This window comes from Marininema halotolerans, from assembly GCF_900116235.1.
Classification (GTDB): Bacteria; Bacillota; Bacilli; order Thermoactinomycetales; family DSM-45169; genus Marininema; species Marininema halotolerans.
The window spans coordinates 377412-403668 of sequence record NZ_FPAA01000001.1 but is presented as its reverse complement, the minus strand read 5'-3'; the positions used below and the strand labels follow the sequence as shown (position 1 = coordinate 403668).

Sequence of the window (26257 nt, the reverse complement as noted above, 5' to 3'; positions counted from 1 at the left end):
TTGGTAGTCGCATCTTATAAAAAAGTTCCTGTTTTGGGTTTTGTCCCAGTGATGAATAATGCTATATAAGTTACTTATAATCATCGCTATTCGTTGGTATATCGTATTTAGGTTATGCGATATGGTTTTACAAACACCCACACGAGAATACAACATTACTTATTAGATCATTATCAGTGATGGTGGCTTTCTTGTAGTGACGAAGTTAAAGAAACTGAAAAGCATACTTCTCGACAAAATGCTCCCATACGCGTAATGTATGTGGGGCATTTTTTAATTTGTTTCAGATAGATACAGTACTTAAAGTCAAGGTGACGAACTTGTTATCACTGTAACTGTTATCATTATACTTATAACGTTCTATAACGATTGGGAAAAATGACTTAACGTAGGAGGGTAACTAGTCATTCGAAAAGAACTATTATAAGGATTGTGGTTTCTAGTAGTTAAATGATATTTGAGAGAGAAGGAGGAAATAGCCAAAGCTTATAAAAATAAGTCTGTGTATAATGCTCATCTTAGGAAATTTCAATAACAAACATAGAGATAGCAGGAGGCAACGATATGGAGAGGGTTCTTGATAATATTAACCAGGCTATTTATATTGATAGAAAAATAGATCATTATATAAAGGAATTTGAAATAGAAAATTTAAATACGTATATAATTGATTATAATAAATTGTATAATAATATAAAAATATCAAGTATTAGTATTTTTTTTGCTTTGTTTCACCGGGAGTTTAATGTATTATTTAAGTATACTAATACAAGAATACGTAATGGACGCATTACAGCAGATGAAAGTCGTCTGCTTTTATATCTAATAGATGAACTGAAAACTGTGCAAGCAAATGTTAGAAATACTCCATATGAATTTGAAGTAAATCAAGATTATGCAAGAATAATTGAGGAAATGGATAAATTTTTAGAAGAAAGTTATGGAAGTCCAATCCCTAATGGATTTGAACGAATAATTATATTAGAAAATATACCTATGTTTTATTTGAAATCAAGTGTAGAAACTACAACAGCAAAAGTTAAAGGGCTTTTTTCAACAAAACTAATAGGTGAAGGTTCTTACGCTACGGTTTACAAATACAAAGACGAATACTATAACCGATTCTTTGTCATTAAGAAGGCTCATAAGAGTCTTACAGAAAAAGAGCTCGAGAGATTTAGAATTGAGTTTGAAGAAATGCAAAAACTAAAATCTCCATATGTAATTGAAGTATATACATTTGATGAGATGAATTTTCAATATATTATGGAATATGCAGATGTAACACTTGATAAATACATATCCATAAACAACTCTATAATTAAGATGAATGAGAGAATCGGATTAGTTAGACAGATACTTCAGGCATTTATATACATTAGTAGTAAGGGAGTTTTTCATAGGGATATAAGTACTAGAAATATTTTAATAAAAAAATATGATGGATTAAATGTAATAAAGGTTTCTGATTTTGGGTTGGTAAAAAGAGAAAACAGTTGCCTAACAAGTAAAAATACACAATTCAAAGGTTCTTTAAATGATCCTAAACTTGAGGTGTATGGCTTTGATACTTACGAGATACGTCACGAAACATATGCTCTAACAAGATTAGTTTATTTTGTAATGACAGGAAGAATTAACATACGTAAGATGGATAACAATGATTTTGAAGCTTTTATTAATAAGGGGATATCAGATAATATGGAAGAGCGTTACAGTAGCGTGGAGGAACTAAAGTCGGAATTTAGTAAGGTAACAAATAATTATTTTGTATAATTATATCATCTTAGTGACCCAACTGCCTTTATTAAAATTTAAAAATAAAAGTTACGTAAATGTTCTAAAAGTATTGAACCCAAGTTTGTTTACTTGTAGCGATGTTTTTAGGCAAAATAGTAATTTATACTAATTTATGTAATTTATGAGGCGTAGTTATTTACCCAAACCCATTTTAGCCATACAGCGTAGGATATGACATCCGGATGGGTGTTATTTTTCCTAATGAAGCCCAACCTTTGTAAAGGAAAAGGATGTGATTGTATGGCAGTGGTGAGTTTTACGAACCGAAGTCGGAATAATGTTTTTCGATTTATTGTACGGTTTAGAGCGCCCGATCGGGATTGTTTTGTAACAAGAATTGTGCAACCTGGGCAGACCAAAGTAGCTCCGATTCATCCAACAGCTAGGGGCGATGTTCAAGTGACGGCAGGGGTACAGGGGCCACAATTACAGCCGCCCTCTACCGACCCTGAATTTCGGGTGGTATCTGTAAATACAACACCTCGACCGGTGAATATGTCATTGATAGGGAGAGAACGCTCGATTATAGTAAGTAAGGCATTTATCTAACTTCATTTCATACCATTTTTTATTTCATGGTATCGATACATCGATTTACAAAGAGGACCCGTCTCAGAAATGAGAAGGGTCCTCTTTCTTTGTTCATCACATGAATCATTGCTTGTTCGAAGTGTTATGAATGATGGATTGCCATGGAGGTGATTTTCCAACCTTGGTTCGTTTGGTTTACCCAGTAAGTAACGCGTATTCGTTGGATTTCCTCACCCTTGGTATTAAAGCGTTGCCAGGTAGCGCGAATCCAAGCGGCGCGGTTGTTGATGATTTCAAAGTGTTCATCCGTTGACCGACTATCCTCATAATCAAGCTGACGCAACTGTTCGAGTTGGGCCTGAAGATTTTGAGCCAATTCATCCTGGGATTGGGTCATAAGAAAGTCAGCATCTGTAATCATGGAAAGGGGTACATGAAAGAATTTCAAAAGGTTGGCGAGATCTTCTTCTGAAGACCGGGCACATCGAATATAGGTATCGGCATAATTGAAAAACCATTCTTTTAGGGAGTGTTCGGTTGTATTCAATGGAATCTCCTCCATCCAGCTTGTTTTATAAGCGATTAGGTACCTGATCGTCTTCATCATACCCGGAACCCTAGGTGTTAATCCAGTAGGAGACACAAGAATGGGAGATTTCAGATATGTGGATGGCCTATGGTTATGTACGGGAAAGAAGCGAATTTATTGTTGAGAAGTATGCCCTCTATATCTGTGGAGGTAAGATTGAGTTATAATAGATACGATAAAAGAGAATATGTATATTATTTAAAACAAAATAGATGATTATTGTTTGCGAGAATATATGATTGAATGTATCGATGCCGATTTGTTTTCTTTTTGTATGAAAAAGGGGATGTTTTTGAATGGAAGATATGAATGTTCAAATTCTAATATTCCTACTTTGCGCAGGCTTTCTGGCAGCCTTTGTAGATTCGGTAGTGGGCGGGGGTGGATTGATCGCGATTCCTGCTCTCTTATTTACAGGATTACCACCGGCCGTTGCCTTGGGTACTAATAAATTAGCAAGTACTCTTTGTTCCTTTACGAGTACCGTTTCCTTCTTGCGGTCGGGTCACATTCATTTTGGGTTTGTAAAGTGGCTCATTCCACTCTCCCTGATTGGCTCGGTCAGTGGTGCTTATCTCGTAAGACAGATACCTGCTGATTTTTTGAAGCCGTTAATTATTGTCTTATTGCTTTTTGTAACCCTCTATACGATCTTCAAAAAAGATTGGGGTACGGTTTCCTCTTATACAGGGGTCACGGCAAAAACAGGATTTCTTATTGCTTTGGCGTCCTTTGTCATTGGGTTTTATGATGGCTTTTTTGGTGCAGGGACAGGTTCTTTTCTCATGTTTTCTTTTTTAATGTTGGGATTTAACTTTGTCGAGTCTGCGGGCAATGCCAAGGTTTTAAATTTTGCCAGTAATTTTGCAGCACTGATGATGTTTATTTATTTAGATGCCGTCAACTATACGTATGGGGTGCCGATGGCAGGTGCGATGGTGTTAGGGGCACTCATTGGTTCCAAAGTGGCAATTACTCGAGGAACCGCATATGTTAAAGTGCTTTTTGTCTCGGTTTCCCTCTTGATGATTAGTAAACAATGTTGGGATTACTTCGCTTTATGAGAAAGAAGAATTAAGTGCGTTAGCGTAGAAAAACCTCCGCCGATTCATGAATCGGCGGAGGTTTTTCATAGGGCGAAGGGTAAGGTTCTTTTAGCGAGAACGAAATTTTTTCAAAGCCAAGCCAGATAATAACGTGGCACCTGTGGCAAAGGCTGCTTTTTTTCCGTGCTTTTTTAATAACAACATCGAGCCGGTGGAGATGGCGGCTTTTTGTGATTTGGAAAGTTTTTTCCGTCCTTTTTTCGAATCATCACTCCGTAGTTTTTCAATAAGAGTGGTAACAAAAGTGGAAAAAGCGGCTTTTTTTACTTGTTTTTTAAACAATGGGATTCCTCCTTATGTTATATATTCTTTTACCGGTTTGGTAATGGGCTAAACGCCTAATTGTACCCTATGCATGGAAGGGTTGGCTGGTGTGGTAAAGGTGATGAAGAAATTCATTTGCGCTTTTCCTTCTATCTTTTTAGAAAGGTCTCTTGAACGTAGTGCGTTTGGGCAAGTCCAGTCGGGTCGGCCTCGGTTTTAAAGCGGCAGAAGTTGTTGGACCAATCAGAAGTACGCATCCGAAGTGGCAGTTCGTCAGCGGCTAATTGGTTTACAATGATCGTAGCGATTTCTTCAGGCGTTTGTGAAATTCCCGCAGGTTGCTTCTCGCGACTTCCCAAATATGCTTGGAGAACAGGTTCATATACATCTTGTTGGAAGGCACCGGATTCATTTATTTGGCTGAGTACGGTATTTGCAAATTCAGATACAATCCCACCGGGTTCAACAATCATAAACTCGATACCAAAAAACGGTGTTAAATAGGTAGCTAAACTTTCATATAGGCCCTCTAATGCGAATTTAGAGGCACAGTAAATTTCATTTAAGGGTTGTCCAACTAGCCCACCTACCGAAGAGATTGCGACGATCCGCCCTTTTTGACGATCACGCATATGAGGAAGGATCGATTTAATGCATCGAATGACACCAAATGTATTAATATCAAATATATTTTTATATTCTTCTTCCGTTGCTTGTTCAACTGTACGAAGAAATCCCATGCCTGCGTTATTAATAAAGAGATCAATCGCTTCTTCTTTCTCTAGGATCCTTTGGATGGCTGTATCGATGGAGGATTGGGACTGAACATCTAACTGTAAGAGTTCAATACTTAATCCCGTATCCATTAACTCTTGAACTCCCTGTGCTTTATCCAAATTGCGCATGGTAGCATATACTTTCCATCCCGCCTTCGCAAGCGCTTCACTTAACGATAAACCTAAACCGGTCGAGGTACCTGTAATGACTGCTACATTTTTACCCATAGGATGTTACTTCCTCTCTGAAATGACGTGATCTCTACCTAGTAAAGCCCTCTTTGTTATCCTATCCTTAACCATCAACGGCATGGTTATCCTCAGGAAGTCCATCAGGATGAAATACAATGGGCGAAGGAAATGGGTACATCTGAATGGAAATGGATAATTCGATATGGCGACCTTACAATCATGATAGTTGGAGGGTGATGAGGATTTTACAAGAATGGATAGGTTCTATCGATATCGTCTCTCTTGTCGTGTTTCATATTTTTTTCGCTCCGATTGCCTCTTTAATTATTGGCGTCTTAGCCCAAATCATTACACGTAAAGTTTGGGTTGGGGTGATCATCACTTCGATTCTCACGGCGGTGATTACTGTCTGGTTGTATGGACTCGATCTTAGTACCTTTATTTTCATGGTGACGTATGGTGTGATTACCTTTTTAGGATCGATCATCGTGTTTTTTCTGCGTAAGCTATTGAAACGAAGAAAAAGCCCCAGATGAATGCTCTAAACGATGTGTAAAGAGACAACATGGGGTGCTGATCATTCGAGTGATGACAGGGAAAGGGAGTGGATCGAAAGTTCTAGGGGTACCTGATTCTCAATTTGACTGAGCTAAGGTGAATAATGTGAGTTCCGGGCGTGCACAAAAACGAAGCGGGAGGATGGTGGTTCCTAACCCGCGGTTGGTATAGACGAGGGTATCCTTTACTTGATAACGTCCCGTAGGGTACTTTTTTGCCATGGGGGGTGTCAATACTGGGCCGATGAATGGAAACGCGATTTGACCGCCATGACTGTGTCCTGAAAGTTGCATATCAATGATAGCGGGTGGTAACTGATCGGCAAAATCCGGTTCATGTACGAGCAAGATTTTACAGGTTTCATCGGAGATGTTGTTTAAGGGTTTCGCAAGATTGGGTGCTCCGTATAGGCAATCATCCAAGCCGATTAAATAGAGGATATCGTCTCCCCTTTGAATTGGGTGATTCTCATTAAGTAAGAGTTGAAAACCGGCTTGTGCATAAGCGGCACTCACCTTATCAACGCCTGCCTCATAGTCGTGATTACCAAGAATAGCGAACTTTCCTAATGGTGCTTTAATTTTGGCTAACTGGTCTACTACTTGTGGTAAGTAGGGAATATCAGAGGGCGCATCGAGCAGGTCGCCAGTAAATAGAACGATGTCGGGTTGCAAGCGATTTATTTTACTCACAATCTCGTGGATATCGTTGATGGAAATATGATGAGCTGCGTGAAGGTCACTAAATTGTACCACTTTACATCCAGTAAAAGATGCCGGAAGCCTTGGTAAGCGAATCGTTAACGAGTTGGTCTCGATCCAACGAGGTTCAAAGGTATAGGAATAAAGACTGGTGAAAGCCAGACTACCAAATAACCATGTGGCTACATTCTTCAAGAACCTTCGTCGTGTCATGGGTTTTTGCATAGTTTATAAATGTCCCTTCAATGTTGCAATCTATAAAAATAGGATTGATATCGTTTATTTGTTTTAATAATACAAGATATATCCATGAATAAAATTTTATCATAAAAATACCCCTTTGCGTGTCATTGTTTTGAAACGCTCAAATACCAAAAAAATCATTCTCGTGAATGCCAATAGACTAGGCAGAATTTTTCATTTACAATAGAAGTGATGGAAATTCGGCACTTACTGACCATTATTCGGCAGTCGGTGGTAAGGGGGATTCCAGATGGAGCCGGCGTTGTCTGAGCGTATGCTTTGGGAGGTTTTGCACTGCATCGATGAGGGCATTCACGTCGTAGACAGCAAGGGATTTACCGTGTTTTATAATCATGTGGCCGCGAATTTGGATGGATTGCTCCAGGGTGAAGTGATGGGGACACATGTTTTGGAAGCGTTTCCATCACTGACCCCTAAGACAAGCACTTTGATGCGAGTGCTTGAAACGGGGGAGCCTCTTCTTGATCAACGCCAAGCGTATACCAATCGACGGGGAAAACGTGTGGTGACGGTCAACAGCACTCTTCCTTTGCTTGTCAATGGGGTAAAGGTGGGGGCTTTAGAGGTGGCTAAGGACATTACCCGAATCCAAGAGTTATCGGATAAAGTGATTGATTTACAGACGCGTATTAAAAAGGAATCCGGAGATGAAGTAAAAAGTCCACGGGGGCTGTACAGCTTTGATGAGATTATCACTGGGGATGCACGGATGTTACAGGCGATTGAACGAGGTCGAAAGGCGGCGGCAACTCGTTCACCGGTGTTAGTCATTGGAGAGACAGGCACTGGAAAAGAACTTCTTGTGCAATCCATTCACTCGGCTTCTCCACGGCAAAATCGCCCCTTTATTGCACAAAATTGCGCGGCGTTGCCAGCGACTTTGTTGGAAGGGATTCTTTTTGGCACCACACGGGGGGCGTTTACAGGAGCGGAGGATCGTCCCGGTTTGTTTGAGTTAGCGGCGGGCGGCACGTTGTTTTTGGATGAGGTTCATGCGATGCCTGTCGATTTACAAGCTAAGCTTTTGCGTGCCTTAGAGGATCGGGTGGTGCGTAGGGTGGGGGATGTACGCACGCGGGTCGTAGATGTTCGAATTTTTGCCGCCACGAATGAACCCCCAGAAGTAAGTGTAAAGGAGGGGCGTTTACGTAAGGATCTTTATTATCGTTTGCATGTGGTTCGTGTTCAGTTACCTCCTTTGCGAGAACGTGGGAATGATGTAACCTTGTTGTCGCGTCACTTTCTCGATCAATTGAATCAACGTTTTGGCATGAATGTTCAGGGCTTTTCTGCTGAGGTGACCAAGCGGTTTGCTTCCTATGATTGGCCTGGAAATGTGCGCGAACTCGAAAATGTAATTGAAGGGGCGATGAATCTAGTTGAGGGGGAGGAAATCGAGCTGGAACACCTGCCTGTTCAGATGGAATCCTTTTCTCCTGAATTGAAATCGATGGAAGATTTTCCGGAGGGAATCCCCTTACCTGAAAGGTTGTCTCATGTGGAACGGTCCTGGGTGGAGCGCGCCTTACAAGAATGTGGGGGCAATGTTCATCAGGCGGCTATCCGTCTCGGTATACCAAGGCAAACCCTTCAATATAAACTGCGTAAGTTGCAACTGATCCAGTCGTAAGGGTTTAATTTGCCGAAAATTCGGCATCTGATTATATGGGATTCCTCTAAAAGTCGCGTGGGAGCGGCTTTTTTGTTTTGGCACGAATTTTGCATCTATTAAGATTGATTGAAGATTACGTCTCCTATTGGAGGAAGTGGGGGTGAAACGAACGTGGTAAGGAACGAAAAACAAGGCCATCGATTTGGATTGCATCGGGTAGTGGAGCCAAAAGGATTGTTGCCACAGCCTGCGTGGAAGTTGGATGCAAATCCAATCTGCCTAGACAATGAAATGATGATTGATGTCTCATGCCTCAATATCGATTCCGCTTCCTTTAATCAACTAAAAGAAAGTTGCGAACAGGATCCAGTGCGCATAAAGGAGCGCATTTTGCAAATTGTGCGGGAGCGTGGAAAAATGCACAATCCTGTGACGGGTTCCGGTGGCATGCTTATCGGACAAATTGAGCAGATTGGGGACGGGTTTCCTGATGAGGATATTCGGGTGGGAGACCGTGTAGCTACATTGGTTTCTCTGACGTTAACGCCACTTTCATTGGAAGAGATTAAATCAATCGATATGAAGACGGGTCAGGTGCACGTTCGGGGAAAAGCGATCTTATTTGCAAGTGGTCCCTTTGCGGTACTCCCACAGGATCTACCAGAAACCCTTTCGTTGGCGGTTCTCGATGTTTGCGGTGCACCTGCACAAACGGATCGGCTTGTGCAGGAAGGCGATACGGTGGTGGTCCTTGGTGCAGGTGGGAAGTCAGGGTTACTTTCCCTTTGCCGGGCCCGATTAAAAGCGGGATCCAGTGGTCAAGTGATTGCGCTGGAATCCAGTGAAGCCGCCTGCGAGCAAATTAAGGAACTGGGTTGGGCAGACCATGTGGCCCAAGTGGATGCTCGGGATCCGGTGGCGGTGATGGCTATGGTAGAAAAGTTAACTGATGGCAAGATGGCAGATCTGACGGTCAACTGTGTCAATGTTCCTGATACGGAGTTATCAGCGATTCTTGCTACACGGGAAGAGGGAATTGCCTATTTCTTTAGCACAGCCGTCAAATTTACTGCGGCAGCATTGGGAGCAGAGGGGCTAGGAAAGGATGTCCGCATGGAGATTGGCAACGGATTTGCCCCGGGACATGCGGCGCTCGCCTTGGATACTGTACGAAACTTTTCGTCCCTCCGGCGTCTATTTGAAGCGCGTTATGCGGCAACGGCAACTTCGTAAGGGTGAGACGGCTTTTTAATCAGCGAAAGGGAGTGGAATCATGGCACGAGATTGGCGTGAGATTGAACTGTGGAAAGATGTAACCGAGGAACAATGGAATGATTGGTTATGGCAGTTAACGCATACGATTCGCACCGTCGAGGATTTGAAGAAGGTAGTTAATCTAAAAGATCATGAAGTGGGCGGGGTTGGCATCTCCCATAAGACGATACCGCTCAATATTACTCCGTACTATGCCTTGCAAATGGATCCCGAAGACCCAACGGATCCGATCCGGATGCAGTCGGTACCGATCTCTTCCGAGTTGGAACATACCATTTATGATATGGAGGATCCACTCTTAGAGGATACGGATTCGCCAGTTCCAGGACTCACCCATCGGTATCCTGATCGTGTACTCTTCCTAGTCACCAACCAGTGTTCCATGTATTGCCGTTATTGTACACGACGTCGCTTCTCAGGGCAGGTAGGGATGGGCGTTGCCCGTCCACAAATGGATGCTTGTATTGATTATATTCGCAATAACCCACAAGTTCGGGATGTTCTCCTTTCAGGAGGAGACGGTCTCCTCATTAATGACCGAATTCTTGAATATGTGTTGAAAAATTTGCGGGAGATCCCTCATGTTGAGATTATTCGGATCGGAACGAGAGCGCCGGTCGTGTTTCCACAACGAATCACAGAAAACCTGTGCAATATCCTGAAGAAATACCATCCGGTTTGGCTGAATACCCACTTTAATCATCCCTGTGAAATTACACCGGAGGCCAAGAAATCCTGTGAGATGTTAGCAGATGCAGGGGTTCCTCTTGGTAACCAGGCGGTTATTCTAGCGGGGATCAATGATTGTCCCCATGTGATGAAACGGCTCAATTATGACCTCGTGAAAATCCGTGTACGCCCCTACTATATCTATCAATGCGATCTTTCCGAGGGGATTGGTCACTTTCGGGCCCCAGTTTCAAAAGGGCTGGAAATTATGGAGTATCTACGTGGACATAGCTCAGGTTACTCCGTTCCTACCTTTGTTGTTGATGCCCCCGGTGGTGGAGGGAAAATTCCGCTAGCTCCAAACTATATTATTTCGCAAAGTTCTAAGAAGACTGTGATCCGTAACTTTGAAGGGGTAATTACTTCTTACCCTGAGCCGAATGACTATCATGAGCATGATGCGGAGAACTGTGAATTCTGTAAAGCGGCAGAAGGAAAGAATTTGGGTATTGCTTCGTTGATGTCGGATGAGCGGATCAATTTAGAACCCAAAGTGCTTTCAAGGGAAGATCGTCGTGGGGAGTTCGAACGGCGGAAACGGAGAATTAAAGAGCCGAAGAAACAAGCAACCGAACCCACGGAAGCCAATTAACGTGTTGCGCCGACTCGTGACGGGGGATCCATCCCTCGCTGTGATCGGCCTCTCAAAAAACGCAGGGAAGACCACGGTGTTCAACGCCCTGGGGATGGAAGCCTCTCACCAAGGGATATCCACTGCTATGGTCAGTATCGGTGTGGATGGCGAGGAAAGAGATGTCTGGAGTGGAAGAGAAAAGCCGCCAGTTCGGGTGTATAGGGGTTTTCTAGTCGCAACGGCTTCCCCGTTGTTTGAGGAACGACCTGGGGATTGGGAGATCCAAGGAGTGACTCCCTTTACCTCAGCATTAGGTCCCATCGCCATTGCACGAGCCATGCGAGACACACGGGTGAAATTGGCGGGAGTGACCACCGTTGGGCGAGTACAGGAGCTGGAAGTCCTCTTTCGTCAGCATGGTGCAAAGCTTATCTTAGTGGATGGTGCCTATGATCGAAGAGCAGCCGCAAGCCCATTGGTCACCCGTGCAGCGGTTTGTGTAGTAGGAGCATCCCTTGGCACATCCCTCGATGAAGTCATCGAGAAGGCCCGTGGGGCGATCCGGTTACTTACCCTCCCTACCACTACGGATCCTTCTATGATCCAGGCCGTGGAAAAAGCGTGTGCCGAAGGGAAAGTGGTCGGCGTTGGAAAGGATACCATTACGGTTTTTCCAAATCGGTCCTTACTCGTTGGATGGGAAGAACTTCGAGAACGGTTGGCTTGTGATGAATGGAGGGGGCTAGCGCTTCCCGGGGCATTAACGGATACCGCATTAGAACGGTTGATTTCTTTAAGAAAGCCCCTATCCATTGGTTTGGTAGAACCGACGCGATGTTTTGCTTCGTGGAGTGGGATGAGGCGAATGGCCCGATTAGGGGGCGAGATTACTTGTTTACATGCCTTGGTGTTACGAGCCATTGCGATGAACCCAGTCTCTCCAGAAGGATGGAGCTTTGATCCTGCGGAGATGAAAGAGAAGATTGAACAAGTATGCCAGGGGATTCCTGTGGTCGATGTGTTACGCCACGACAGGACATTACCCGATCAGAATGGGCAGGAACATCAGGAGCGCAGATAGCGAGGTGACAACATGGACGCATGGACAAAGGAGGCGCTCCTGTGGCCAGAAGTTTGGGTGAAATTCCGCCCCCTTACTTCCATGGGACAGCGAGCCAAAGGGGCGCTGTCCCCTTTTATGCCAGGGGAAGAATTGGAATGGCAAGAAACACTTGAACGCCAGGTACACCTTCTCACCTTCGCCGAGGAAGATCCTGATGGGGCGGTTCGAATCGAGGGGGCTTTAAGTAAACTACCTGACATTGAGTCCATTCTATTGCACCTTGATCAGGGTGGGGTGCCTGGAATGACTGAATGGTTTCAATTGCAGGAATTTCTGCGCTGGGGAACGCGATTACAGAGATGGGTGAGGGACGGTTCCTTAAATGGATGGCCTGATCTGGATTTAACCGTGTGGCAGCAAGTGATCTCTCTTTTAAATCCAGGACCTGGCTCGCGTATTCAGGATTCCTTTTCCATAAACCGTGGGTTTGATCCGCGACTCGAAACCCTAACAAAACAACAGTTTCAGTTAGAACGGCGTTTCGTTGCGGAAAAAGAGCGTGTTGCAGACCGAATTGAGGATGATTATCCCATTTCTCGGAATCGGGATGGCGAATGGATTGTGGATCGCGGGGCTGCATTTCTGGATGCAATGCGACAGGATGGGCGCATGGAACGAGCGCGAGAAACCACCTTTGAAGTGCTCTTTCGTGCGCTTCCTTCCTCCGAAATGGTGAAGATTACGGAAGAAAAGGCGAGGGTTGAAAGGGAGCAAGTGACCGTCACGGAAGAAGTGTTTGCACGCCTAGCGACCCAGGTCCATCCCTTTGTTCCTGATTTACGAAGAGTACTGATTGCGATTACCCATTTGGATATCGATTGGGCTCGGATGAGAGCTGCGCAATCGTGGCAAGGAGTACGTCCGAGCGAGGGGGATTCCATTGTCATTGCTGCGGGGAGGCATCCTGTGATGGAACAGCGTCTAAAGGAAGAAGGACGGGTCTTTACCCCGGTTGATGTGGAAGTGAAGCGGGGGGTGACTGTTTTCATCGGTCCCAATATGGGTGGGAAAACCGTTGCGTTACGTACGATTGGGTTAATTGTCTCCTTGGGTCACTATGGATTCCTTGTACCGGCTAAGGAATGCAGTATGCCCTTAACTCCATGGGTGACAGCGGTGATTGGGGATGCCCAGGATGTTCATGCTGGACTTTCAACCTTTGGTGCGGAGGTGGTTCGTCTAGCGAAATGGGTAGATAGGTCGGATGCGGGGCTATTGTTATTGGATGAAATCGGTCGTGGAACCAATCCAGTAGAAGGAGAAGCGTTATCTGTTGCGCTCACCGACCATCTGGCTAAGGGACATGGATGGGTGGTTCATGCGACTCACTATCGCGAAACGATCGAGATAAAAAATGTCCGAGTATATCGGACAGGGGGTCTTAATCAAACAAAGAAGATGCCCGTTGTCAATGCTCCAGAAACAGCACGACAATGGCTTCTTGACCGAATGAATTTTTGTTTGCAACCATGGCAGCCAAGTGATGGTTTTCCCCAGGAAGCCTTGACGATTGCGGCTCAATTGGGATTACCGAGTGAAGTTATAGTAGGCGCTCAGAAGCGGATATTAGCAAAAAGCCCAGGGGATAAGTTGCCTGAGGGTGGGGCCAAACCGGGGAAGGGGGACCGACGATGGAAAACCGATTAAGGCTTGATGAGGGAAAGATCCTCCGAGCAAGACAAGCAGCAGGAAATATTGCGTCAGGAGTGGACCGCTTTATCGCCACCCGTACCACGGTGGCGGTTGAGCGGACGGTTCTTCGATTAATGGGAATCGATGGTGTTGATACCGAATGGGTGCCACTTCCCAATGTGGTGACTGACCATGTTCTCGAACGGGGAATGCTTGGTCAAGGAGTTTCACGTGCCGTTCTTAATGCGGTAATTCAATTAGGGATTACACCCCAGAAGGTGGCGGAACAAGTTGCTGTGGGTTCCTTGGATCTGGCCACAGTGCCATCAGTAGATGAGAACATCCTGATGGAAAAGGGAAGGGAACTGGCTTGTGTCGGGTTGAATCGTATACAAATGAACCGTCGGGAACGGGATCAGCGCATTCAACGTTTAGGGGAAGGGAAGAAGCCATATCTTTATGTAATTGTTGCGACCGGGGATATTTATGAGGATGCCATTCAAGGGAAATCCGCTGCTCGCCAGGGGGCCGATATTGTAGCGGTCATTCGTAGTACTGGACAAAGTCTCATCGACTATGTACCCTATGGGGCGACACGGGAAGGTTTTGGTGGTACGTACGCGACGCAGGAAAACTTTAAAATCATGCGCCAGGCACTTGATGAAGTTGGGGAAGATGTGGGGCGATATATTCGATTATGTAACTATTGTTCGGGACTTTGTATGCCAGAGATTGCCGCGATGGGTGCACTGGAGCGGTTGGATGTGATGCTCAACGATGCGTTGTATGGTATTTTGTTTCGGGATATTAATATGCAACGCACCTTAATTGATCAGGCTTTTTCGCGCATGATCAACGGCTATGCTGGGATTATGATCAATACAGGGGAGGACAACTATCTAACAACGGCCGATGCTGTGGAAGCTGCCCATACGGTGCTTGCTTCCCAATTTATTAATGAGCAGTTTGCTACCATGGCAGGATTGCCTGCAGAACAGATGGGACTCGGTCATGCTTTCGAGATGAATCCCGATCTGGAGGATGGGTTCCTCTTGGAATTAGCCCAGGCGCAGATGGCCCGGCAAATCTTCCCTAATGCTCCCTTAAAATATATGCCACCTACCAAACACATGACAGGCAATATATTTAAAGGACATATCCAAGATGCATTGTTTAACATGATAGGCATGTGGACCAATCAAGGCGTACAACTTCTGGGGATGATGACCGAGGCGATGCATACACCCCATATCCATGATCGTAAACTAGCGATTGAAAATGCACGCTATATCTTTAATAATCTCCGCCATTTAGGAGAGGAAATTCAATATAAACCGGGAGGTCGGATCGAAAAAAGAGCCCAGGATGTACTGGATAAATCGCTAGCGATGCTGGAGGAAGTAGAGAAGGTCGGGTTATTTACCGCCTTGGAACGAGGGTGGTTTGCTGATGTGAAGCGAGGGTTAACAGGAGGAAAAGGGCTCTCCGGTGTGTTAGAAAAAGAAGAAGGTTATTGGAATCCCTTTGAAGCTGAGTTGCGTGAACGATCAGGCCTTCCGAAGCGGGAGGAGGTGGGGACGCCATGAATCCTCAAGTAAGCCATATTGATTTGAAGCGGGTCAAGCCTTATGGGGATACCATGGGGGATGGTGCGGTTCAACTCAGTTTCTCCCTCCCAGTTCCCTATGGTGAAGAAGCCAAGGAAGCGGGCAGGCGGCTCGTCGCGAAGATGGGATTGGAGGAGCCCCAGGTCTACCATATGGCAGATCTTGGGGAAGGGTATACGTGGTTGATCGTTTATGGGAAATGTACACACACCATTGACTTTACGACAATCCGTGTGCCAAAAGTAGATGCTACCCGCCTTGATTTTTACGGAGTCAACCAATTTATCCGCGAACGGATCGGGCGGAAGGTCGTCGTCATTGGCGCCTGTACGGGCACCGATGCGCATACGGTGGGCATTGATGCCATCATGAATATGAAGGGGTACAACGGAGAGTATGGACTTGAGCGCTACCCTGAAATTGATGCGTATAACTTTGGTAGCCAAGTTCCCAATGAAGAAATGTTGGCGAAGGCGATGGAGCTACAGGCGGATGCCTTACTCGTCTCTCAAGTCGTCACCCAAAAGGGCGTTCATATTCAAAATCTAACCGAATTAGTTGAACTGGCAGAAGCTGAGGGAGTCCGTGACCAATTGCTTCTCATTTGTGGTGGCCCCCGCATTAATCACGAGATGGCACTGGAACTCGGGTTTGATGCTGGCTTTGGCCCAGGAACCCTAGCTCCCGATGTGGCTTCGTTTATTGTCCATGAGGTGGAACGGAGGATGGGGAAAAAGTAGGCATGTAGTGTGAGTAATCGTTTCTTCTAAGAAGAAATAAAATGAGATGTGCATAGGAAGGCCTTGTTTATCCAAAGGGAGCAAGGCTTACTGCACATCTTTTTTATGCATAGGATAAATAGTTATGGAGGCGTGTGAGGGGCGAAAAGGCTGTGCATTGACATAGTAGGCGGATCGTTCGTTAAGATAGGAGGGTTAGGGACAATCATCATCCTCGAATTCACCTTTTAAAGGGGATTCGCTCGCCTGATATCGTCCTTAACTAATTCGGAGACAAGCACTTTTTTACATCCGCGTCAATGGCAAGCTCTTGTTTTACCACACGTCTCTACGCTCCAACTTTGGATAACCAATACGTAGGCAGTATTATGTACAAAGGGATTAGTTAACTACTAGCACTTGAATACCACCGCAGAGAGTATTTCCAGAAAAAAATACTGAATAATACATAAAATATTGTCGAAACAATAAATAATATTAAGTGATTAATATTCACTCCATTTAAAAGAATCGAGACAGGAACATTGGTGATGGTAACTATAGGAATGAGAAAAACAAAAAGTAGGCGTCCGATTCCTTTATAAATGGACTGAGGAAACCTCATTAATGTCATTGCACTTAAAAAGAATTCATGCATCCCATCAATTTGTTGCAACCATATAGACAGCGTCATCACGGAGAACCAAATGGCATAGGCAAGCAAGATACTGCATAGAACCAGAAAGACATATACGAGTGTATTGAAAGATAAGAATGGAGTCCCTATTTGGTAACAACTGTATCCAATTAAAAAAAGAGCTGGAAGTATATTTCCGAAGTTACCAAAATCGAAACGCCGAAGCGAAACATAAAACTGGCTATTGATTGGTTTTAATAAGATTCCATCAATATCTCCGGAGTTAACCATGCGAGGAAGACCTGCTAGATTTTCGATAAAAAGGACAAATAACATGGACTTAACCAACTCAGCCGTCCCGATTAAAAGCATTAGCTTATTGAAATCCCAACCTTTAATCGTAGTGACTTGACCAAAAATAGTATGGAAAAATAATAATGTGATAGCGAACCAGACAATGCTATCGAGTACATTCAAAAAAAAGTTTGCTCGATACATGAGTGCCATTTTCATATTCATCGCCAATAACCTTTTTATTACACGCGTATAGTATTGCATTCATTTCACGCCCCGACTGAATCGTATTTTTTAAGCCCCCAAAGCCAAAGTAGACGGGATGTTAGCAAAAATACAAGAATCCAGGTTCCTTGGATACAAAGTCCCCACCATATTTCCTTATGTAAAAATTTACCTAAATATATACTCGTAGGAAAATAAATGAGGTAGGAAAAAGGTAGATATTTTAGTATTTCATACAACCAATTAGGTAGTAGGCTTAGAGGAATAATTGTTCCAGCCAAAAATTCTAGTAAAATGTCTACAGTAAAGAAAAAAGAAGATACATCAATAAACCATATTGTTAGTAGACTTATTTGGTAATACATTAAAAAATATAAAATAAAGGAACCTAGAACGGAGAGCAAAAATAATAATACATTATGTTGTTGTATAGGAAGTGTATAGGCTTTCATGGACCCAATGATCCACACGATTGGGATGATAGCCAGGACAAAATGAGAGGTTCTGACCGCTAGATTTCGTGCAAACCAATAGCGTGAGTAAGAGAGTGGTTTTACTAGATATTTAGATAATTCACCCTTACGAATTTCGGTGTTAATTGACCAATGAAAATCAGGTAATAGCAACACTTCGAGTAATTTAGCAAGCAGAACATAGGTAATCATCTCTTGAAGAGAAAATCCTTGAATCGTATCTTTCCCCTCATAAATGGTTATCCACAAATATAACATCGCTAATAAAGGAAGAAACCCAAAAATAATGAACATAAAAATATTCATACGGTATTGAAATAATTGCTGTAATGACAGGCGGAAAATCTTATTGTATGGCTTCATGTTGATCTCTCCCATTACTCACCTTATTCGGTTCAGAAAAGATATGCTCAAGTACATCCTGTACAGGGATACGTTCTTCGCTATAGTCCACAACCGAATAACAAGAGGTGATGTGTTGAAGAACCTCCTTGGCATTCGCAGAAGCAACTCGAATAACTAATGTTTGTCTGTCAATTTCTTCTACTTGATCGTAGAGATTGATGGTATGGGGAATTACAGTTTTGAAGGTGAATCGTAGGTATTTGTAATCACTAATGAATGATTGAATGCTTTGTAATTTTCCATCATAAAATAGGGTCCCGCTTTTCATAATGAGAACTCGATCACATAAATAATGTATATCATCCATATAATGACTAGTCAGTATGACAGTAATTTTCTTTTCTACACAATATTGTTTAAGAAAAGAACGTATTTTTTTCTGTGAGATAATATCCAGACCGATGGTGGGTTCATCCAAAAAAAGAATTTTTGGTCGATGCAAAAGTGAGGCGATTAGCTCACATTTCATCCTTTCTCCAAGAGATAGATTACGGACAGGAGTGGTTAAAACATGCTCGACCCTAAGAAGTTGGGTCAGTTCTTGAAATGAGATGTTGAACTCTTCTTCCGGAATATTATAAATTTCTTGATGGAGTTTAAATGTCTCAACGGGGGAGAGATCCCACCACAACTGATTCTTTTGTCCAAGAACTACACCAATTTGTTGTTTAAATGCATTTTTTTTATCTGTGGGTTTAAAATCAAATACTTTTACCGTTCCTTGAGAGGGATGAATTAATCCGCAAAGTGTTTTGATCAACGTCGATTTACCTGCACCATTAGGACCGATTAATCCTACCATTTCACCTTGTTCAAGTGAGAAGGAAACATTTTCGAGTGCCTTGACAGTTTCAAAGTTTCGGAATACAAGGGATTTTAGGGAATTCCACAACCCTTCTTCTGTACGAACTCTGCGATAGTTTTTGGATACATGATCAACGGTAATGGTATTCATTTTGAGCCCCTGTTCACTATAAATTTTCTTCCCAATACTTACAGTACATTCTATTTTTCATTATTCTACTAGTTTTCTAGTATTTATCAATACAATATATAAGTGAATTCGGTGGACATACCGTACCTGTAACACCCACCATGACTGATACATCAATTCCAAGAATATCTCGCAAGAAGCCGCAGGATCCTTGCTGTTGGGATGGCGGTCTAAGCTTGGAAGTTATTCGGTTAGTAGACGGTAATTACAATAATTCCTATATTTTTGTGTTGGTGTAGGTGGGGGGAGGTTCTAATGGCGAAACTCATCATGAAATAAAGAGAAACAATATGAATCAGAGCACGATTATCTTATTATTATGACGGATTGTAAAATGAAGTGTGATACCCTATAAGGGTAAAAAATGGCCCATGGCCGATTCGTGTAAAATGGGAGTTACCAGACCACCATTTACAGAGGAGAATCAACCATGGGTTATTCACACCTTACTACATACGAGCGTGGACAGCTAGCCACCTTGCACGAGCTTGGTTGGTCAACACGAGCCATCGAAAACCTCTCACATGGCTTATCAGAGGCCTAGAGATCCAAGGGGGAATGGTCGCCACAGCTGGCTCAGGAGATCGAAGGAAAAGCTTACCCAAACAGGGTCTCCTGAGCAAATCTCTCAGCGAAAAAAAACCGATTTGTTCCCAGGGATTTCGTTTAAAATCATCTACCGCTGGCTGTATCAGAAGCGCTTGGTTAAAGGAGACGTTTATGTATTCCGTCACAAAGGGAAACGCCGCCAACCGGTGGAGAAACGTGGGAGATTCACCATGGGGAAATCGATCAGGCAACGCCCAACCGCGTAAGAAAATGAGAAGAAGTTGGCCATTGGGAGCTGAATACAGTGGTATCCCGCCGCGGGAAAAGTAAGGCATGTGTAGCTGCGTTTGCTGAACGTAAGGCGCAGTTATACTTAGCAGTCCGTACCGCTGCCTCCATGGAAAAAGCGGTGGGATGGATCGCGGATCGATTTCCTCAAGATACCTTTCAAATTTCCACTCTCGACCGTGGAAATGGGTTCCCTGCTATGCAACAGCTAGATATCACTTTGCAGACGCTTACTCCTCATGGCCACGAGGAATCAACGAAAATGCTAACGGACTGTTACGGGAATTTTCCCCAAGGGAACCGATTTCGCTATGGTTTCTGACGAAGAACTCAATCACTCCATCTTTCTCATAAACAATCGCCCGAGAAAATGCCTAGGCTGGAAATCCGCTGACGAATCGTTTCTTGAGGCTGTATTGCACTTAGCTTGACAATCCGTCTGGGTTATGTGCATATGGCTTGCAGGTAAAACGACTGAAACCTTTGATAGCATTAGTATTTACCAAGGTTGTTGTACCTCCACTTAAGGAATACCTTATGTGGAGGCGTATTGATTAATGGAATTGATTTAGTCTCCTCCAGGAGCAGCTTTTCCGAATGCTACGATTTTATCTGCAAGAATCGTCATCAAACCACCGACAGGTAATTGCTCAAATGCTTGGGACAACGCTACACGGATATAAGTGATTCCCGCTGTTCCAGCATCCGCAATAGCAATCAGTGTGCCTTTGACGACACGTGGAGCCCCGCCCTCCATTACAAAAACTGCAGTATCCCCAATTGTAATATTACTTGCTTGAAGCAATGCAAACCAATCGGATGCTTGAGATGTAGTTACATCATTGCTATTCTCCATGCGATCCCTCCATATCTACTCAAATTAGATGATTGAGTTTATAAAAAATATTCGAAAAGTAAACATAATATGAAAAAATTATTTTAGCAAAGGTTAGACTTTGCTTATATGAGACGAAAAGACAGCCCCTTAAAAATTATTCCCTCTTAAATGGTTGGCCATCTTTATCTAGATCAAATCAAGAGAAGATCCTTCATTGATTATAAAAAGGGAGCCAGGTCATTTGACCCAGCTCCCTACAGAAGAATAGGAAATTCTCTTAGTAATATAAAAGGGTTCCCAGCGGGTGCAAACGTTCGTTAGTTGTCAGATGTTAGCACGTAAGCTGTTCCTTGTAACCTGTGATCGTTATGATTCATCATGGGTTTCCATGGATGCGCTCATGGAAGGCGATTCCTATTCTTCTGAGACCTTACGGTCTGCAATCACCAAGATGCGTCGTGATGATTGCAGACTGTAAGGTCATTTCATTCATCGGCTAAGTAATCGGTTGCCTCTGGGAAATGAAGTTTAATTTCGTGGTTTTTCGCTTCAATCAAACTAGATAAGCGGTTCACTTGTTTGCTAATCTGCAATGTTTTCTCTTTATATGTCGAGGGTTCAAACTGGGCATGTGTAATCATCATGGTGTCACTTCCATAGTCCGAACGATAGCTTTGTTTATCACTTGTAGCAAACTTCTTTAGTGCAGAGATCTCGCCTCTCATTTGCTTCGCTAATTCAATCGCTGTCACAATCGAATGAAGTTGATCCTTCCATTGAATGGTATGTTGAACATTGGCTTGGTGAATTAGATAATCCAGCTGTAAATACTGGGTGCGTACGCGATCTAATTGACCCGATAGTTCATCGACGGTTTGAGCAGGAGCATCATATTTCTCACCTTTTGGAGCCGTCACATAAGCTACTTGGTTTCTATCAGCAATCAACTCTTGAATGCGTTTTGCAATTTGATTGCGCAGCACAATCGCATCGGCTAGGGTTATTTGCACCATATCCACTCCAAATTATGTACGTATAGTAAATTGAACCATGATGAAAAAGAATACACGATGGTTAATTATGTGGCAAGGGTAAAAGCGATGAAAATCAGCATCATTCCCTTGATCTATTTAACGGTGATGAAATAGTCAGTAGTCAAGTGGTGCAATTCATCTCAACGTTTGCAAAAACTGACTGCTAACCCAGTAAATTTTATCTCATAAAGATGAGAATACTCCTACCTCAACAAAGTTGGTGGGGGAGGTTCAAATGCGCAATTAATCATGAAATAATAAGGATGAAACACTATCAATCAGAGCATGATTATCTTATTATTATAAAAAAGAAATGGTTGTGTTTTGTCCTTTCATATGGAAGTGGATGGAAGGAAATTAATGAATGAATGACCACTCATTTTGTGATACAATAGCCACAAAAGACAAACTAAGTGATCAGTCGAAGGGTTGAAACCGTTATCAAACTTAGGGCCTATATACTAGTCTTCTAACATGTTAGCGCTACAATTCTTCCCGATGCGTAAGGTGAAGAGCGAACACGCATCATTAACTCGGAGCAAGGGAGTGGAAACATTGACTTTTCAAACGATTAACCTCATCCTCTTCCTCGCCGTTTTTGGTTATGGTTTTTTCCTAGCTGCGAGGGCGATCTATGGTCGTTATACCTTTCTCAAATTAGGGGAACCGGCGGATCTGAAGACGGATTGGCAATCATTTTGGACCAATGTTTTTGGTCAAAAGAAGCTCTTAAAGGATAAGAAGAGCGGTTGGATGCACGTTGTGATGTTTTATGGCTTTATTCTTATTCAATTTGGTGCGTTGGATCTTTTTATTAAAGGGCTAACGGGAGGCAAGTATCACTTGCCACTACCAGCATACCCTGTATTTAATCTGTTACAGGAAATTACCACCTTTGCCGTATTGGTAGCGACCCTGTATGCCTTTTATCGTCGGTATATTGAAAAACTGGCTCGTTTGAAGCGGGGATTTAAAGCTGGATTGGTTTATTTGTTCCTGATTCCGTTGATGTTCTCAATCTTGCTGGGTGCAAGTTTTGAACATGTATGGCAAGGGCATACTCTCCCAGCCTGGGCTACCCCCATTTCGGGTACAATTTCCATGTTTTTTGAATGGATGTCGACGGGATCTGCTGAGGTCATGTTCTATGTTTTCTGGTGGATTCATGCGCTTGTGGTTCTTTCTTTCCTTGTGTATGTCCCCCAATCGAAGCACTTTCACTTGCTTGTGGGACCGATTAACACGTTATTCAAGCGACAAGGACCTCCTAAGTTAACTCCGATTGACTTTGAAGATGAGTCGATCACCGAATACGGGAAAAGCAAAATCGAACAATTTAATCAAAAACAATTGATTGACCTATATGCTTGTGTGGAGTGCGGCCGTTGTACCAATGTATGTCCTGCGGCAGGCACTGGGAAGATGCTTTCTCCAATGGATCTTTTGGTTAAGATGCGGGATCATTTGACCGAAAAGGGATCTGCTATTACGTCGAATAGCCCTTGGATGCCTACTTTTGCCTTTGCTGGTGCGAATTCAGCAACCAATATGACGGTATCGAAGGAAGAAGATGGTACCTACGAATATCCGATCAATTTGATTGGTGATGTCATTACAGAAGAAGAGCTGTGGGCTTGTACAACCTGTCGGAACTGCGAAGATGCATGTCCTGTTTCGAATGAGCATGTGGATAAAATTATTGATATGCGTCGCCACTTGGTCATGACCCAAGGAGAAATGCCTGCAGAAGCGACTCGGACCTTTAACAACATTGAGCGGCAAGGGAATCCTTGGGGAATTAGTCGTAAGGATCGGGAAAAATGGACCGAGGGCTTGGAAGAAGGATTGAATGCACCTACGGTAAAGGAAGAGAAGGATTTTGAGTACCTCTTCTTTGTCGGATCGATGGGCTCCTATGATAACCGGAGTCAAAAAATCACGCGTGCTTTGGTGCAATTGCTGGATCATGCGGGCGTGAAATTTGCTACGCTCGGTAAGAAAGAGAAAAACTCCGGCGATACCGCACGACGGATGGGGAATGAGTTCTTGTTCCAGCAACTGGCAATGGACAACATCGCAACCTTTGAGAAACATGGTGTGAAAAAGATTGTTACAGCGGATCCTCATGCTTACAATGTATTTAAGAATGAGTATCCTGACTTTGGTCTCGAAGGCGTGGAAGTATACCACCACACTCAATTGTTGGCTCAACTCATGCGTGAAGGGCGCTTAAAGCCGGTTCATGAGGTGAAAGAGCGGATTACCTATCACGATTCCTGTTACTTGGGTCGTTATAATGAAGAGTTTGATAATCCCCGCTATATCCTTAAATCGATTCCTGGTGTAGAATTGGTAGAGATGGAACGGAAACGGGAGAATGGAATGTGCTGTGGTGCTGGCGGTGGCATGATGTGGGTCGAGGAGCAATCGGGTGTACGGGTAAATACGGCTCGTACCGAACAGGCTCTTGCTGTTAAGCCGAGTGTCATTGGTAGCGCTTGTCCTTATTGCTTGACGATGATGAGTGATGGGACGAAGGCAAAAGAAGTTGAGGATGAAGTGAAAACAATGGACGTGGCTGAAGTGTTGGCACTCTCTGTGGATTTTGATGAGAAACCAGCTGAAGTCGCACCTGGCGTTCATTAATCCGCACTTTAAGTATAGGATCTCCACGGGCGGATTCCCGTGGAGATTTTTCTAATGAATGACTCGGAAGGAAGACACCGATGAGAGACGATTATGAGGTTTTGGGAGTCGCCAAAAATGCATCCGAGATGGAGATTAAACGGGCCTATCGCCGTCTTGTACGGTTGTACCATCCCGATGTCAATCCATCTGTATCAGCCGAACGCCGCTTTCGGGAAGTTAGAAGTGCCTACGAACGGTTGACGCAACAGAAAAACGATCCGTCCCCGGGTGTAACGCCTGAGCAACAACCGGAAGAAGTCGCACCGATGGATGAAATCGATTTAGAACTTCGTAAAGAGTTTTCTCCAGGCTGGCGCCGCTATGCCAAGCGTTATAATGAGGTACAGCCGCAAAAAAAGGCGAAAAGTTGGTTTGCTGTTAGTTTATTGGCACTCTTTTTAGTTGCTCTCTTAATTTTTTCTTATTTTTGGTTAACCGGTAAGTTTAGTGATCCCATGAATTTGGTCTTGGCTAATGGGGATAAAGAGTGGAAGATGGATTTGAAAAAAGTCGGCTACAATGGTAAAGACCCAGCAACCTTAGACCAAGAATCCATCCTTCATTGGTTGAACAAAATTGGTAAGGAAGTGAATGAACCCGCACAAGATGCGACGCTTACGCGGTGGGGGGAAAAGGTCGAACCAGGAAAAGTTGGGCAGGTTCTTGATATTGAAAAAATCCGGGAGGATTGGCTACCTAAGGTGAATCAGATGTTGAACAAACCACAGTCCCTCCCCATGAAAAAGGATCTTCCTCATGTGACTAAGAAGGATTTAACAACGTGTGATCAACAACGCATCGGTACCTACACCACCTATTTTAATAACCAAAATATCAATCGAGTCCACAACATTCGGGAGTCTGCGAAAGCGCTCAATAATCGCATTATCAATCCTGGCAAACTATTTTCCTTTAATCAAGTGGTAGGTGAACGTCGAGCTCAAAGAGGCTATTTACCCGTCGCACAAAAAATGGCGGCGGAATTTAGTGAAGGAATCGGTGGAGGGGTTTCACAAACCTCCTCCACCTTATTTAATAGTGTGGATGCAGCAGGGCTTGAGACGGTTTATCGTTTTTCGTTTAATCGACAGGATACCTATATTCCAAAAGGGCGAGATGCGACTGTTGCATGGGATACACCCGATTATGAATTTCGCAATAACCTGAAAGAACCCATTTTAATTAAGAGTGAAATGGGAACCAACTATATTCGTATTGAGATTTTTTCAACACCGGATGCAAAAGCAGTTCCTCGTACAGTGGTGGCTGCACTGACAAATCTGCCAAGGGAAGAAGCAGCCAAAGACCCCAAACGACCTTCTGCGGTTTTGGATGAGAAGACGATTAAGCAAGGTACGAAAGAATCCAAAGAAGATAAATCGGATTCAGATAATAGCGATCGTCATCACGATGACGGTAGTCATGAAGATCGAGGGCATCATGAGTCAGGGGACGGTGATTCGACTTCGACTGCCCCAGCGACCACCGATGCGGGGCCTTGGAATCCACCTAATCAGCCAGGTGCGACTACTGGAGGTGAAGATACGGGGACGGAGACGACAGGAGGTGACCCTTCGACAACAACCGGTGGAGATGATCCCAATACGGAGGACGGGGATACCGTTGGAGGCAATGCAGAGAACCCCCCTGATCCAGTTACCGCTGCGGATGGAATGGATCGAGTCCTCATAACGAGTCGCACGAGAAATTGATCGCAAAGTGAACACCGAGGGTGGCTTGGTGAATGATCAGAAGATTGCTTAGCATCATCTAGGGTGAT

The 26257-nt window shown here is 43.7% G+C and carries 22 protein-coding genes and 1 pseudogene; 14 read left to right on the top strand and 9 right to left on the bottom strand.

What is annotated here, in order from left to right; genetic code table 11:
• Positions 1-564 precede the first annotated feature (564 nt).
• Both CHX35_RS02015 and CHX35_RS02010 read left to right on the top strand, forming a co-directional pair.
• On the top strand, positions 565-1776 hold the full coding sequence (locus CHX35_RS02015) for a protein kinase domain-containing protein (protein ID WP_091833042.1): 1212 nt from the start codon (positions 565-567) through the stop codon (positions 1774-1776).
• A gap of 264 nt (positions 1777-2040) precedes the next feature.
• Entirely contained in the window at positions 2041-2349 is a 309-nt protein-coding gene (locus CHX35_RS02010) for a hypothetical protein (protein ID WP_091833039.1), read from the top strand.
• A gap of 124 nt (positions 2350-2473) precedes the next feature.
• Here CHX35_RS02010 and CHX35_RS02005 read toward each other — a convergent pair whose 3' ends face one another.
• Positions 2474-2878 carry a DUF6841 family protein gene (locus tag CHX35_RS02005; RefSeq protein WP_091833036.1) on the bottom strand — a complete coding sequence of 135 codons (405 nt, stop codon included), beginning with the start codon at positions 2876-2878 and terminating at the stop codon, positions 2474-2476.
• 338 nt (positions 2879-3216) lie between these two features.
• Between CHX35_RS02005 and CHX35_RS02000 the strand changes: the two genes are divergently transcribed.
• A complete protein-coding gene (locus CHX35_RS02000) occupies positions 3217-3984 on the top strand; it encodes a TSUP family transporter (RefSeq protein WP_091833033.1) in 768 nt (255 codons plus the stop codon).
• Between the two features lie 90 nt (positions 3985-4074).
• Here CHX35_RS02000 and CHX35_RS01995 read toward each other — a convergent pair whose 3' ends face one another.
• Positions 4075-4308 (bottom strand): hypothetical protein, encoded by a 234-nt coding sequence (locus tag CHX35_RS01995; protein ID WP_091833030.1) that lies wholly within the window; start codon positions 4306-4308, stop codon positions 4075-4077.
• 131 nt (positions 4309-4439) lie between these two features.
• Positions 4440-5294: an SDR family oxidoreductase gene (locus CHX35_RS01990; RefSeq protein WP_091833026.1), complete on the bottom strand. Its 855-nt coding sequence runs from the start codon at positions 5292-5294 to the stop codon at positions 4440-4442.
• A gap of 197 nt (positions 5295-5491) precedes the next feature.
• On the opposite strand from CHX35_RS01990, the gene CHX35_RS01985 reads away from it, so the two are divergent.
• Complete coding sequence (locus CHX35_RS01985; protein WP_140413521.1) at positions 5492-5794, top strand: hypothetical protein; 303 nt, start codon at positions 5492-5494, stop codon at positions 5792-5794.
• 99 nt (positions 5795-5893) lie between these two features.
• On the opposite strand, the gene CHX35_RS01980 is transcribed toward CHX35_RS01985, so the two are convergent.
• A complete protein-coding gene (locus CHX35_RS01980) occupies positions 5894-6742 on the bottom strand; it encodes a metallophosphoesterase (protein WP_091833019.1) in 849 nt (282 codons plus the stop codon).
• A 268-nt stretch (positions 6743-7010) separates the two neighbouring features.
• Between CHX35_RS01980 and CHX35_RS01975 the strand changes: the two genes are divergently transcribed.
• From CHX35_RS01975 to kamE, 7 genes are all read left to right on the top strand, one after another.
• Entirely contained in the window at positions 7011-8411 is a 1401-nt protein-coding gene (locus CHX35_RS01975) for a sigma-54 interaction domain-containing protein (RefSeq protein WP_091833016.1), read from the top strand.
• Positions 8412-8564: 153 nt separating this feature from the next.
• Positions 8565-9626 carry an L-erythro-3,5-diaminohexanoate dehydrogenase gene (kdd, locus tag CHX35_RS01970; protein WP_091833012.1) on the top strand — a complete coding sequence of 354 codons (1062 nt, stop codon included), beginning with the start codon at positions 8565-8567 and terminating at the stop codon, positions 9624-9626.
• A 40-nt stretch (positions 9627-9666) separates the two neighbouring features.
• On the top strand, positions 9667-10989 hold the full coding sequence (kamA, locus tag CHX35_RS01965; protein ID WP_091833009.1) for a lysine 2,3-aminomutase: 1323 nt from the start codon (positions 9667-9669) through the stop codon (positions 10987-10989).
• Positions 10913-12052 carry a lysine 5,6-aminomutase reactivase subunit KamB gene (gene kamB, locus CHX35_RS01960; RefSeq protein ID WP_140413520.1) on the top strand — a complete coding sequence of 380 codons (1140 nt, stop codon included), beginning with the start codon at positions 10913-10915 and terminating at the stop codon, positions 12050-12052. Before kamA ends, kamB begins: the two co-directional genes overlap by 77 nt.
• Before the next feature lie 12 nt (positions 12053-12064).
• Complete coding sequence (gene kamC, locus CHX35_RS01955; protein ID WP_091833003.1) at positions 12065-13741, top strand: lysine 5,6-aminomutase reactivase ATPase KamC; 1677 nt, start codon at positions 12065-12067, stop codon at positions 13739-13741.
• On the top strand, positions 13726-15312 hold the full coding sequence (gene kamD / locus CHX35_RS01950; protein ID WP_091833000.1) for a lysine 5,6-aminomutase subunit alpha: 1587 nt from the start codon (positions 13726-13728) through the stop codon (positions 15310-15312). Before kamC ends, kamD begins: the two co-directional genes overlap by 16 nt.
• Positions 15309-16073 (top strand): lysine 5,6-aminomutase subunit beta, encoded by a 765-nt coding sequence (gene kamE, locus CHX35_RS01945; protein ID WP_091832997.1) that lies wholly within the window; start codon positions 15309-15311, stop codon positions 16071-16073. The genes kamD and kamE overlap by 4 nt, the downstream gene beginning before the upstream one ends.
• Positions 16074-16458: 385 nt before the next feature.
• Here kamE and CHX35_RS01940 read toward each other — a convergent pair whose 3' ends face one another.
• Genes CHX35_RS01940 through CHX35_RS01930 form a run of 3 tightly spaced genes read right to left on the bottom strand, consistent with a single transcriptional unit; the run spans position 16459 to position 19041 of the window.
• Complete coding sequence (locus tag CHX35_RS01940) at positions 16459-17247, bottom strand: ABC transporter permease (protein WP_091832994.1); 789 nt, start codon at positions 17245-17247, stop codon at positions 16459-16461.
• A 5-nt stretch (positions 17248-17252) separates the two neighbouring features.
• Complete coding sequence (locus CHX35_RS01935) at positions 17253-18044, bottom strand: ABC transporter permease (protein WP_091832991.1); 792 nt, start codon at positions 18042-18044, stop codon at positions 17253-17255.
• Positions 18028-19041, bottom strand: coding sequence for an ABC transporter ATP-binding protein (locus tag CHX35_RS01930; RefSeq protein ID WP_091832989.1), 1014 nt, complete (start codon positions 19039-19041; stop codon positions 18028-18030). The genes CHX35_RS01935 and CHX35_RS01930 overlap by 17 nt, the downstream gene beginning before the upstream one ends.
• A gap of 469 nt (positions 19042-19510) precedes the next feature.
• Between CHX35_RS01930 and CHX35_RS18120 the strand changes: the two are divergent.
• Positions 19511-20348 (top strand): annotated as a pseudogene (locus tag CHX35_RS18120) (IS30 family transposase).
• 137 nt (positions 20349-20485) lie between these two features.
• Here CHX35_RS18120 and CHX35_RS01920 read toward each other — a convergent pair.
• Together CHX35_RS01920 and CHX35_RS01915 are read right to left on the bottom strand one after the other, a co-directional pair.
• Positions 20486-20773 (bottom strand): hypothetical protein, encoded by a 288-nt coding sequence (locus tag CHX35_RS01920; RefSeq protein ID WP_091832986.1) that lies wholly within the window; start codon positions 20771-20773, stop codon positions 20486-20488.
• A gap of 467 nt (positions 20774-21240) precedes the next feature.
• Positions 21241-21765 carry a hypothetical protein gene (locus CHX35_RS01915; protein ID WP_091832984.1) on the bottom strand — a complete coding sequence of 175 codons (525 nt, stop codon included), beginning with the start codon at positions 21763-21765 and terminating at the stop codon, positions 21241-21243.
• Positions 21766-22287: 522 nt separating this feature from the next.
• On the opposite strand from CHX35_RS01915, the gene CHX35_RS01910 reads away from it, so the two are divergent.
• Together CHX35_RS01910 and CHX35_RS01905 are read left to right on the top strand one after the other, a co-directional pair.
• A complete protein-coding gene (locus CHX35_RS01910) occupies positions 22288-24435 on the top strand; it encodes a (Fe-S)-binding protein (protein WP_091833466.1) in 2148 nt (715 codons plus the stop codon).
• Between the two features lie 80 nt (positions 24436-24515).
• Positions 24516-26189, top strand: coding sequence for a VanW family protein (locus tag CHX35_RS01905; protein WP_091832981.1), 1674 nt, complete (start codon positions 24516-24518; stop codon positions 26187-26189).
• The last annotated feature ends 68 nt before the right edge of the window (positions 26190-26257 follow it).